Here is an 11,858-nt window from a genome sequence, read left to right as displayed (position 1 = left end):
CACCTTAAATTTGTTCCACACATCAATCATCTGATTAATGACTAGCATTTTAATAGGTCTATTATAGCATTTACGAAATTTATTTCAATTTTTGTTTTATTTGTAAAATTTATTTTAACCTTTGGTTAATATAGGCTGCTAAAATCTCAGAAAAAATAGAAAATTGTGAACGATTATCCAGCTGATAAAAGTCTCCGATCTGATTGCTCAAGGCTTGTAAGTTGGAAGGCAAAATGACAATCTGATCAGCATATTTTGTGACATAGGAACTAGCAACCATGGTAATCACGATTACCTTTGCACCAGCTGCCCTAGCCGCCACAAACAAATCAGCCAAATCCTTATTCCCAGACACCGTGTAAAAGATCAACACATCCTCAGACCCAAGATTCCTAGCCAAATATAACATCTTGGTCTTACTGGTCACACTCTCTGTGTAGATATCCTGATAAAGTAAATAATAGACCATCTCCTCCGCCCGTAAGCCCGAACTACCAATCCCTAAAATTTTCACCCTTTGGGCAGTCAATATCAGATCAGCAATAGCTTTCATCTGATTCTCATCCAACTGACTCTGGATCAGATCAATATTTTCTCGGTAATTATCCAAAACCCTTTGAACCAGACTGACATCCTTGCTTTCTGCTCTTTCTGGCTTATTTTGCCCATACTTTTCCAGATCTATTTTGAAATCGGCCAAGCCTTTATAGCCAATCTTCTTAGCCAAACGAACCAAAGCTGCTGGTGAGGTTTCTATGAGCTTAGCTGCCGCTTGCACACTATGATCGGTCAGATATTCTGGATGTTGCATCAGGCAATGAGAAATTTTTTTATCTGTCTTTGTTAAATTTGTAAACTGTATAGAAATACGTTCTTTAAAATTCATCTTAGCTCCATCACATTCATTTGATATAGTAAAAGCTTAACATCTCTGGACATCAAAGAAAAGAGAAAACCCACTAAAAAATACTTTAGTGGGCTAGTGATCTTAGGACTTGGAAACCATTTTGGCTAGGGCGAAATTGCCCAAGGTTGCAGAGCCATTGCCTGCTATAGCTGGTCTGACAATATAGGACTTTAAGTCTGGTAAAGGAAGATAGCCATTCAATAAACTTTCAAATTTGTCATGAATCCTAGCCACCATATGGTCTTGACCCATCACACCACCACCAAAGACAATCAAGTCCGGACGATAGAGCATGGTCGCCTGTAAAGCTGCCTGAGCAATATAGAAGGCCTGAATATCCCAGATTTGAGCTTGCTCTTCTATCAGTTCACCCCTTATTCCTGTCCTAGCTTCTAAACTAGGGCCTGCAGCCATCCCTTCCAGACAGCCCTTATGGAATGGGCAAACTCCTAAAAAGTTTTTTTCAATATCATCTGGATGAGACATGACATAGCTATGACCAGCCTCTGTATGCCCTTGCCCACCAATAAATTGGCCATTTTGAATAGCCCCAGCACCAATACCAGTGCCAATAGTATAGTAAACAAGACTATTAACTCCTGGTCTGACAATCATTTCCCCATAGGCTGAGCTGTTAACATCAGTTGTAAAGTAAATGGGAAGGTCAAGAGCAGCTTTAAACTGACCTAGTAAATCCACGTTAGACCAGTTTGGCTTAGGTGTTGAGGTAATATAACCATAGGTTTCAGATTCCTGGTCAATGTCAATAGGTCCAAAAGAGCCAATAGCTAGACCAAGAAGGTCATCAGAGAAGTCTTTAAAAAAATCAATACTGGCCTGGATCGTTTGACTGGGATCCCCTGTTGAAATCTGTTTTCTAGCAATAACCTCTAGAGCGTCATTACCAACTGCACAAACAAATTTAGTCCCACCAGCCTCTACACTGCCATATAACTTTGCCATTCTTTTTCGTCTCCTTTTGTAAACGCTTTTATATTTCCTATTATAGGAGTTTCACTGATGCTTAGCAAGCTCATTTAGACTATCTTTTCCTCTATCTAACAATTCCTATTTGAGAAAGAGAAAAAGGCTACTCAGCTAGCCTTCCTCAATTATTTCAATGCAATAAGCTCCTGTCCATGACCAACCAGTTCTTTGGCGACATTTTCCATATGAGAATAATCTGAGGTATTGGTCACAACAATCATGGTGGTATCCTCTAGTCCTGCGGCAGCGATTTTGCCCTTGTCAAAACGTCCTAGTAAGTCTCCTTCTTTGACTTCTTGACCTGCTTTTACTAGTGGTTCAAAGCCCTGCCCTGCCATAGAAACTGTATCAATACCAATGTGGATAAGGATTTCTGCTCCTTTAAAGGATTTAATAGCGAAAGCATGACCGGTTTCAAAAGCAACTTCAACCCTACCAGCAACTGGAGCATAGATAGTATTTCCACTTGGTTTAATAGCCAAGCCCTTACCCATGACTCCTGATGAAAAGACCTGGTCTTTGACATTTTCAAGTGCTAGGACTCGCCCGTCAAGAGGACTTAGTATGATTTCAGGTTCTCTTTGTAGTGATCCTTGGCTTTGCTCTGTAGAATCTTCTAAATTCATACTTTCAGCTTCAGCAAGAAAGACACTTGCAGCTCTTGTTTTTCCATAAAAGATGGTCAAGGCAAAGGCAATAGCAAAGGCTAAGAGTTCAGCAATAATATAGGCTGGAATAGAACTAGCCTTGATAGAAAGAAAGCCAATGAAACCTGCAGCACCTAAGGAAACAGCAATAACATGGGTTAAGCCTGCAAAAGCTGCTCCCACTGCAGATCCAGCTAGAGCACAAAAGAATGGGAAACGGTATTTCAAGTTAACCCCAAAGAGGGCTGGTTCTGTTATTCCTAGAAAAGCAGATACTGCTGCAGAACCTGCCAATCCTTTGGTTTTAGCCTTTTTAGTTAGGAAGTAGATCGCAAGTGTAGCTGCCCCTTGGGCAACGTTTGCCACAGAAGCCACAACAAAGATATAATCTCCAAAACCCGCACCCTTATTATTATAGGCTGAAAGCAGTTGAGTTTCGATAGCTGGGAAGGACTGATGAAGTCCCGTCATAACAATTAGGGAATAGGTTCCGCCAAAGATCGCCATGCCCAAGGCACCTGTTGCATTGTACAAGAAAACAATAGCATTAGTGAGGCTATCTGAAATCACCATCATCACTGGCCCAATAAGAGCAAAGGTTAAAAATCCTGTAATAAAGACTGATAAAAGTGGGGTAAAGGTGAAGTCAATGGCTGACGGTAATCTCTTATGGAAGAATTTTTCCAAGACCGACAAAAGCCAAACAGAGACCAAGACTGGTATAACTTGGTAATAATAGTTAGCTTGGACTATATGAAGGCCAAAGATTTTCCAGCTAGTTAATTCTGCAGGATTGGCAGCTGTCATAATCATTCCAATGGCAGCTCCAAGATACATGTTGGCACCAAAACGTCTAGCAGCAGAAATAGCAACTAAGATTGGTAAAAACATAAAGGGAGCAGCTGACATAAACTGAATCATTTCTGACAAGCCTTTGATTGCTGGATACTGCTCTTCTAAGGAAAGATGACCAAACAAATCTGGCGAAATCAAGAAATTACGCAGGGCCATTAATAAACCGCCAGCAACAAGAGCGGGAATAATGGGCACAAAAATATCAGATAAGAGGCGAATCAAAGCCATCAAGGGATTGAATTTCTTGTCTTTTTGACTAGCCAATTTTTTCAAGTCATCAGGGACAGCTTCCTTCAAGCCTGTTTCTTTGATCAGCTCATCATAAACAAAGTTCACATCTCCTGGCCCAATAATAATTTGATATTGGCCATTTGTTTTGAAGGTTCCTTTAAGATTTGGATTTTCATCTAGTGCCGCCTGATCTATCTGACTGTCGTCCTTCAATACTAAGCGAAGCCTTGTCGCACAATAAGCTGCGGCGATGAGATTATCCCGTCCTAGAGCCTCAATAATTTCTCTGGCAACCTTCTTATATTCCATAAAAAAACTCCTTATAGTGTCACTTGATAAAAATATGGTATTTCTTAAATAAGAGTCTAGCATATCTTAAAAATATGTCAAGCGTTTGACATATTTTTATTTTTAGTTTGTCTAAAACTTGATTTTTAAAGAGAAAACGTTTAGTATATAATTGTACTGTGATCAGCACTAATAAGGAGCTTTCTAATGGATTTACCAAGACATATTCGCTATCAACCTTACCATGAGTGGACAAAAGAAGACCTAAAAGCCATTAAGACAAAGGTTGCCGCTTCCCCCTGGCACTGCCACTATCATGTTGAACCGGCTAGTGGCTTACTCAATGACCCCAATGGCTTTTCCTATTTTCAGGGACAGTATCATCTTTTCTATCAAAATTGGCCTTTCGGCCCCGCTCATGGACTGAAGCAATGGGTTCATATGACCTCAACTGACTTGGTGCATTTTAAGGAAACACCGACAAGACTCTTACCAGATCACCAACATGATAGTCACGGGGCTTATTCTGGCTCTGCCTATCCTCTAGATGATCGACTGTTCTTGTTTTATACAGGCAATGTTCGAGATAACAAGTGGAGAAGAGAGGCCTTGCAGGTTGGTGCCTATATGGATCAAGCAGGGCAAATTGTCAAATGCGACAAGGTTCTCATTCAACAAGCAGAAGATGTCACCGAGCATTTCCGTGATCCCCAAATCTTTGATTATCAGGGACAAATCTACGCCATTATAGGGGCTCAAAATTTAGCTAAAAAAGGAATCATTAAGCTCTACAAAGCTATTAACAGAAATGTTGAAAACTGGCAATTTGTCGCCGATCTTGATTTTGATAATCCGCAAACAGCCTATATGATTGAATGCCCTAACCTTGTTTTTATTGATCATAAACCTGTCTTAATTTATTGCCCCCAAGGCCTATCTAAAGACCAATTAGCATATGATAATATCTATCCTAATACCTATCAGGTCTTTGATGCCTTTGACCCAGAAAATGGCCGTCTTGTGGGTGGGGGTCAGCTGCAATTACTTGATTCTGGCTTTGAAGCCTATGCTACTCAGGCCTTCAATGATCCTAAGGGACAGGCCTTAGCTGTTTCCTGGCTTGGCTTACCAGATATTGACTATCCTAGTGATGTCTATGACTACCAAGGAGCTCTTAGCTTGGTTAAGCATTTAACCCTTAAAGATGATCAACTTTACCAGTACCCAGTGAAAGCTAGCCAATCCCTCAGACAGAGTCAAGAAATTTTTCAAGACAAGGCTGAAACTTCTAATACTTATGAACTGGAATTACAGATACCAGCCAATAATTTTACCAAGCTATCACTATTTGCCAATCCCAAGGAAAAAACTGGACTTCAGATCACTATTAATACCAAAGATGGTCAGTTAACAATGGATCGTAGCCAGGTGGGTGTGCAATATGCCACTGATTATGGAACAAGCCGCTCTTGCCAAATACCCAGTCAAGGTGTTACACTTAATATCTATGTAGACCAGTCTATTGTTGAAATTTTTGTTAACAAGGGGCAAAGTGTCTTAAGTAGCCGTGTCTTTCCAAAGAAAAAAGAAAGTGGAATCAGCTTACTTTCTGGGCAAGCTGACGGTCATTATTACCAATTGAGGAAATGAGGAATTAGAATTTGGTTGCAAAACTAACTGATGTTGCTGAATTGGCTGGAGTCAGTCCTACAACTGTTTCCAGAGTTATTAATAAAAAGGGTTACCTCTCACAAAAAACCGTAGACAAGGTAAAAGAAGCCATGAAAGAATTGGGCTACCAGCCCAATAACTTGGCGCGGAGTTTACAGGGTAAATCCACCCAGCTCATTGGTTTAATTTTCCCCAATATCTCCAATGTTTTTTATGCAGAGTTGATTGAGCATCTGGAAATAGAACTGTTCAAAGAGGGTTACAAAACCATTATTTGTAACAGTGAAAAAGATCCTAAGAAAGAAAAGGAATACTTGGAAATGCTTGCGGCCAACCAGGTAGAGGGCATCATTTCTTCAAGCCATAACCTGGGCATTGAAGACTACGAACGTGTTGAAGCTCCTATTGTAGCCTTTGACCGCAATTTATCCCCCAATATCCCCATTATTTCTTCTGATAATTTTCAAGGAGGCCTATTAGCTGCCCAAACACTGGAAAAACAGCACTGTCAACGGATCATTATGATCACAGGAAACGACAACTCTGACTCTCCTACTGGTTTACGGCAGTTGGGCTTCTCCTATCAGCTCAAAAAAGGAGCTGAGATCATCAAACTTCCTAATCATCTCTCAACCATTCGCAGAGAGATGGAAATTCGCTCCATACTTTCCAAGCAAAAACCAGATGGCATCTTTGCCTCTGATGATTTAACAGCCATATTAATCATGAAAGTGGCTGATCAACTGGGCCTGTCCATACCTCAAGAGCTGAAATTGATTGGATACGATGGCACTCATTTCATTGAAAACTATTTCCCTCAGTTGGCCACCATCAAACAACCCATCGAAGAAATCGCAAAGCTAACAGTTGAAGTCTTAATTAAAAAAATCAATAAAGAAAAAACTAGTAAGGATTATATCTTGCCTATAACGCTCCTACCTGGTGCAAGCATCTAAAAAAGCCAAGGAATACGCTATTCCTTAGCTTTTTTCTTTGTCGTCTGTAACGAACTGGCTCAACAAGCCATTAATAAATTTTGCAGATGTTTCATCTGAATACTTCTTAGCAATTTCAATGATTTCGTTTAAGGCTACCCGACTTGGTGTTTCATCAAAATATTTGATTTCATACAGGCCTAAACGAAGCATGGTTCTATCTGTTAAAGTCAAACGTTCAATTGACCAACCTGCTTTGAGGTTCTCCTTAATCAGTGCATCAAGTTCTTCTTTATGATCTTTGACACCATTGACTAAATTTAGGAGAAAAATTGGGATATCTAAAGTTTGATCGTCTTCTAAAACCTTATCATAATCATAGGCAAACTGAGAGGCCTCTAGAGTGTCTCCACCAAGTTCCATGTTAAATAGAGCCTGAAAAGCACGCTCACGAAGATCCCTTCTTGAATTTTCAAAGCTTTTAGTCATCCAAAAAGTCCTCTTCAAAAAGTGATTTCAAATCAGGTTTTGGGGTTTTCTCAGGGACAATACCTTCCACATGGATATTAACAGAGGCAATAGTAACTTCAGCCATATCATAGACTGCTGTTTTAACAGCCTTTTGGATAGCAACTGACACTGTCGGTACTTTGACACCATACTGTAAATAAACATAGATATCTGCATTAACTGATCCGTCTTCTTCTGTACGAAGATAAACACCTTTACCTAGGCTTGCTTTATTGAAGCTGTCGGACATTTTTTTGTTATGAAGTGAATAAACGCCTTCAACTTGTGTTGTGGCTATACCAGTAATAACTTCAAGAACTCGAGGCGAAATAACAATTTCACCAATATTTTCACTTAACATAGCATTTCCTTTCTTTGCTCAACCAATACTGTTGACAAAACTCTTAAGCACGAGAAACGTAGGTCCCTTCACCTGTATTGATAATCAATTTTTGACCAACTTCAATAAAGTCAGGAACGTTTACTACAAGACCTGTTTCCAAGGTAGCTGGTTTACCTGAACCAGTGACTGTAGCCCCTTTGATAGAAGGTTGTGTTTCAGTTACAGTTAATTCAACAGTTGTTGGTACAGTGACACCAATTACTTCGCTTCCGTAAAATTGGATTTTAACGTCAGAATTTTCAAGAATATAAAGTAATTCTTGTTCAACATTAGCAACAGGAATTTCATATTGGTCATATGTTTCTGTATTCATAAAGTAAGCTGTGTCGTCCATTTTGTATAGGTATTGAGCTGGTACAGTTTCAATAATAGCTTGCTCAAACTTTTCATCTGGGCGATAGGTTGTATCAAAAGTTGAACCAGTACGGACATCGCGTAATTTCATACGCATAATTGTATTTCCTTTACCTGGTTTATGGTGACTTGCTTCAAGAACGCGAATCAATTTGCCTTCTGATTCAAAAGTCATACCTGCTTTGAGCTTGCTTGCTTCAATCATTTATTATTACCTCTTACTAAAATATTTATCATCTCATTTTATCAAAATATTTTCATTCTGTCACTTTTTATTCTTGTCCACTAAGGCTCAAAGCCTCTGCTGACTTAACTTGAAGTCTTTCAGAGGACTCTTTGAAATGACTTTAATCAAAAAATGTCTGCCACTGCGGATCACGGTAAGCCTTAAAACACATCTTGATCTGCTCAACTGTATTTTTAGCAGTGGCCAATTCTGGCAGGCAATCTTCTGAAAAATAGCCACTGTCTATGGTTTCACTATTTTCTTCAAATTGTCCACCGACTTCTGAACAAAGAACAAATATCTTACAAATATTATGAGCATAGACAGGCAGATTATGTTTGGCCCTATCTTGAACTGCTATAATCTTGTCGGCACTAACGTCAAGTCCTGCTTCTTCTTTTACTTCTTTAATGGTGTTTTCCTTAACCGACACATCAACATCAACCCAGCCACCCGGCAGAGACCACTTATGATCTTTTTCTTGCACCAGCAGTATCTTATCCTCTTTGAAAATAGCTGCACGTGTATCTAGCTTTGGGGTCTGATAACCTGTCTCATTGCAAAAAAGACTTCTAACAACTTCTATCGACATGTCTGTTTTTGCAGCCATCATTTCTGCAGAAATAGCTCTGATTCTTTCATATCTTTCTATATCAAAAATATCTCGTCCATAGCTAAGACCGGCCTGTGCTAAACTTTGCAATTCTATTGCCCATTTGACCATTGAATCATTAGTAGACATCTTTACTTTGCTCCTAATCTAAGGCTGGGTGCATCATGTTGTACGTAGTCAACACCCTTTTTTTCCATCAATTCAAGTGCCAAAGGATGGGGTCTATAGTGGGCACTATAGGTTATTTTTTTGATTCCTGCTTGAAGCAGAGCCTTGGTACAATTGACGCAGGGAAAATGTGTAACGTAGATTTCCGTACCATCAGTAGATATCCCTTCTTTGGCACACTGAATAAGGGCATTCATTTCTGCATGAACCGTCCTAATACAATGGCCATCTTCTATGTAGTGCCCAGCTTCATTACAATTATCTGTAGCTGAAACACCACCATTATAGCCTGTGGCAATAATCCGATTATCCTTGACCAAGACAGCTCCAACATAGGCGCGATCACAGGTAGACCGCTTAGAAATAAGCTCTGCATTGGCCATGAAATAATCTTGCCAGGTCAATCTTTTTTCCATTTTTTCTCCTTATCTGCTTAAAGCCATAAACTTATTTAAGGACAATAATTTCCTTAGGAGCCAAGGTCAAAACCTGACAGCCATCTTCTGAAATAACCAGATCATCTTCAATACGAAGGCCAAACTGATTATCAATGTAGATTCCTGGTTCATCCGTTACAACCATTCCAGCTTCTAATTTCTGCTCTGCTTTATTAAAAAAAGGATCTTCGTGAATATCAAGACCAATACCATGTCCGATACCATGCGTAAAAGCCTCAGCGTAACCACCTTGCGCAATGATTTGTCTAGGAATCCCATCATAATCTGTAAAGGAAAGTCCAGCACGCGCCCTTTTAATCAAAGCCTGATTAGCTCTTAAGACAAGGTTATAGATTTCTCTCTCCCGATCCGTCACATGACCAACATGAATGGTCCTGGTCATATCACTAACATAATGATTGTAGTAACAACCAAAATCCATGGTTAAACTATCCCCATTTTCAATAACCTTATGACTGGCCTGCCCATGGGGCATAGCAGAGCGGTAACCTGATGCTACAATGGTATCAAAGGACAGACCTGAAGCACCATAGTGACGCATACGAAAATCTAAAAAATTAGCAACCTCTATCTCAGTCGTTTGCCCTGCTTTAATAAAGTCTAAAACATCAATAAAAGCCTTATCTGAGATCGAACAAGCCTTTGCTATGGTTTTTATTTCACTAGCATCCTTAATAAGACGAAGCCCTTCAATAAAGCCATTTTGCGGCAGCAGATTAACAGTACTTAAAGCTTCTTTCAGGTTTTCATAATAAGCATAAGAAATATCAGCCTCAAAACCAATCTGCTCTAATTTATCTGTTTTAAGAATTTGAGCAAGCTCTGCTAAAGGCGTGCGACTTTCAATGATATCAAATCCTTGGATAGCAGCTTTGGCCAACAAGCTATAGCGAGCATCTGTTATAAAAAGACTGCGCTTAGCTGTTAAAAAGATAGTGGCTGCAGTACCCGAAAAGCCTGTTAAATAATAGACATTTTTTAAATTACTAATGATAATGCCATCCAAACCCTTTTCCTTAAGCAAGTTTTTACACTTCTTGAGACGTTCTTCTAAAAATGTTGACATTTTTTTCTCCTTGGTTCTTAGACTAACTTTCTTAAGTTTATCACGATTCTCTTCCTTTTAAAAGCCAGAGTCCATAGTTCTATAAACTGGAATGAAAGATAAAGAGAGTCAAAGAAATATGAGAAAATTCTTTTAATTTTTAGAAAAGACAGCTTATCAAAAATAAAGCGTTTACATAAATGGTAAAAAAGTGTAAACTAAATAAAAAAGTAATGAGGTTTGATACATGATACAAATGGGTTATATGAAGATTATAGTTTATATTCTACTAGCTGTTTTGGCTATTAGCATACTTAGTCTACTTACACCCCTTATTTTTCTAGCTGGACTTTTCTGTCTGTGGTTCTATAGCAAAAAAAGACCAGATAAGAAAAAACGTAACTATGCTCTAGCTGCAATCCTAATTGGTTTCATTGGAACAATCGGTCTCCATTCAATTTCAACAAAGAACTCTCAAAGTGCTCTTTCTCAACCTAAATCAGAACTAAAAGCTGAAGCTAAGGCTGGTACAGAAACGACAAGCTCAGATGCAAAAGAGAAAGAAAAGGAAGATCAATCTAAAAGCATTCAAGCTGAAAAAATGCTCTCAAGCTTTGAAAATGAAACAAGCAGAGAAAACTATACCAAGACATTCGAAGCTATCAATCAAGTTAAAGACTCAAAAGAAAAAGAAGGGTTACAAAGTCGTTTTAAAATAGCTGAACAAAGACTACTCGCAAAAGAAGCTGAGACTGAGCTAAAACAACTAGAAACCACACAAAGCAGCAACTACGTTGAAACTACAAAACAGAAGCTTAACCTTATTTCTGACCCCGTTAAAAAAGAAGAGTTGCAAAAGCGAATTGATACTGTAGTTTCAGCAATTGAGGCTCAAAAACAGGCTGCCGCACAAAAAGCACAGGAAGAAGCTAATCAGCAGCAAGCTGCCCAAAGTCCAGATACTAACCAAAGACATTATGCTAACTGTACAGAAATGAGAAACGCAGGAGCAGCACCAATTCCTCAAGGTCAAGCAGGATATGAACCACGCCTTGATCGTGACCATGATGGATGGGCTTGTGAATGATGAAAAAAAGTATCTCTATCATTCTAATCCTTGCCTATTTCCTAATAATTGGAAAACAGACAGTCTGCGCAACTACTATAAGTAGCTTATCGCAAACTGAACAAAGAGACATTGAAAATTATCAAAAAAATATTAAAGGTTTGAAAGAAGTATCTCTTTTTGATATCAACAAAATGATGACTCAAAAAAAGACATTTTACCTTTATACGGGGCGGTCTACTTGCCCTCATTGTCGTCGTTTTTTACCTAAATTATTAAAAGCAAGCAAAAAAAGTAAAAGAACTGTATTCTACCTCAATTCTCAACATACAAAATCAGACAAGCCTTTGCAAATTTTCAGACAGCACTACAAGATAAATACTGTGCCTAATCTAAGCTTCTTTAAAGCTGGTCAAAGTCTTCAAAGCTTAAAAAAAGGAAGTAAAGCAAGCAAACAAGATATTTATTTCTTTCTTAAATCTTTACAAAATTAA

Annotated in this window: 13 protein-coding genes and 1 pseudogene; 4 read left to right on the top strand and 10 right to left on the bottom strand. The window is 38.8% G+C overall.

Going from position 1 to position 11,858, the window contains the following annotated elements; all coding sequences use genetic code 11:
• Nucleotides 1-109 precede the first annotated feature (109 nt).
• The 4 genes and pseudogenes from HBN42_RS05685 to HBN42_RS05675 all read right to left on the bottom strand — a co-directional run.
• Nucleotides 110-886 carry a MurR/RpiR family transcriptional regulator gene (locus HBN42_RS05685; protein WP_165994096.1) on the bottom strand — a complete coding sequence of 259 codons (777 nt, stop codon included), beginning with the start codon at nt 884-886 and terminating at the stop codon, nt 110-112.
• A 102-nt stretch (nt 887-988) separates the two neighbouring features.
• Nucleotides 989-1,870 carry a fructokinase ScrK gene (gene scrK / locus HBN42_RS05680; RefSeq protein ID WP_165994095.1) on the bottom strand — a complete coding sequence of 294 codons (882 nt, stop codon included), beginning with the start codon at nt 1,868-1,870 and terminating at the stop codon, nt 989-991.
• 149 nt (nt 1,871-2,019) lie between these two features.
• On the bottom strand, nt 2,020-2,520 hold the full coding sequence (locus HBN42_RS10320) for a PTS sugar transporter subunit IIA (protein WP_413251930.1): 501 nt from the start codon (nt 2,518-2,520) through the stop codon (nt 2,020-2,022).
• A gap of 21 nt (nt 2,521-2,541) precedes the next feature.
• Nucleotides 2,542-3,936: pseudogene (locus tag HBN42_RS05675) on the bottom strand (sucrose-specific PTS transporter subunit IIBC); the annotation flags it as partial.
• 186 nt (nt 3,937-4,122) lie between these two features.
• Between HBN42_RS05675 and HBN42_RS05670 the strand changes: the two are divergent.
• Nucleotides 4,123-5,565: a sucrose-6-phosphate hydrolase gene (locus HBN42_RS05670; protein ID WP_165994093.1), complete on the top strand. Its 1,443-nt coding sequence runs from the start codon at nt 4,123-4,125 to the stop codon at nt 5,563-5,565.
• Between the two features lie 11 nt (nt 5,566-5,576).
• Nucleotides 5,577-6,542 carry a LacI family DNA-binding transcriptional regulator gene (locus HBN42_RS05665; RefSeq protein ID WP_165994092.1) on the top strand — a complete coding sequence of 322 codons (966 nt, stop codon included), beginning with the start codon at nt 5,577-5,579 and terminating at the stop codon, nt 6,540-6,542.
• A 24-nt stretch (nt 6,543-6,566) separates the two neighbouring features.
• On the opposite strand, the gene nusB is transcribed toward HBN42_RS05665, so the two are convergent.
• The 6 genes from nusB to HBN42_RS05635 form a co-directional block, all read right to left on the bottom strand.
• Complete coding sequence (gene nusB, locus HBN42_RS05660; RefSeq protein ID WP_165994091.1) at nt 6,567-7,010, bottom strand: transcription antitermination factor NusB; 444 nt, start codon at nt 7,008-7,010, stop codon at nt 6,567-6,569.
• A complete protein-coding gene (locus HBN42_RS05655) occupies nt 7,003-7,392 on the bottom strand; it encodes an Asp23/Gls24 family envelope stress response protein (protein ID WP_165994090.1) in 390 nt (129 codons plus the stop codon). The genes nusB and HBN42_RS05655 overlap by 8 nt, the downstream gene beginning before the upstream one ends.
• Nucleotides 7,393-7,435: 43 nt before the next feature.
• The gene (gene efp / locus HBN42_RS05650; protein WP_165994089.1) at nt 7,436-7,993 is read right to left on the bottom strand and encodes an elongation factor P; all 558 of its coding nucleotides are present in this window, start codon (nt 7,991-7,993) and stop codon (nt 7,436-7,438) included.
• A gap of 142 nt (nt 7,994-8,135) precedes the next feature.
• A complete protein-coding gene (locus tag HBN42_RS05645; protein ID WP_165994088.1) occupies nt 8,136-8,756 on the bottom strand; it encodes an NUDIX hydrolase N-terminal domain-containing protein in 621 nt (206 codons plus the stop codon).
• Nucleotides 8,757-8,758: 2 nt separating this feature from the next.
• Nucleotides 8,759-9,211 (bottom strand): deoxycytidylate deaminase, encoded by a 453-nt coding sequence (locus HBN42_RS05640; RefSeq protein WP_165994087.1) that lies wholly within the window; start codon nt 9,209-9,211, stop codon nt 8,759-8,761.
• Between the two features lie 31 nt (nt 9,212-9,242).
• A complete protein-coding gene (locus HBN42_RS05635) occupies nt 9,243-10,319 on the bottom strand; it encodes a M24 family metallopeptidase (protein WP_165994086.1) in 1,077 nt (358 codons plus the stop codon).
• Nucleotides 10,320-10,545: 226 nt separating this feature from the next.
• Here HBN42_RS05635 and HBN42_RS05630 point away from each other — a divergent pair, with 226 nt between their 5' ends.
• The gene (locus tag HBN42_RS05630; protein ID WP_165994085.1) at nt 10,546-11,385 is read left to right on the top strand and encodes an excalibur calcium-binding domain-containing protein; all 840 of its coding nucleotides are present in this window, start codon (nt 10,546-10,548) and stop codon (nt 11,383-11,385) included.
• The gene (locus HBN42_RS10315; protein ID WP_420377901.1) at nt 11,382-11,858 is read left to right on the top strand and encodes a DUF6568 family protein; all 477 of its coding nucleotides are present in this window, start codon (nt 11,382-11,384) and stop codon (nt 11,856-11,858) included. Before HBN42_RS05630 ends, HBN42_RS10315 begins: the two co-directional genes overlap by 4 nt.

The organism is Streptococcus catagoni, assembly GCF_011421425.1.
Lineage (GTDB): Bacteria > Bacillota > Bacilli > Lactobacillales > Streptococcaceae > Streptococcus > Streptococcus catagoni.
This window is presented reverse-complemented; position numbering and strand designations above follow the sequence as displayed.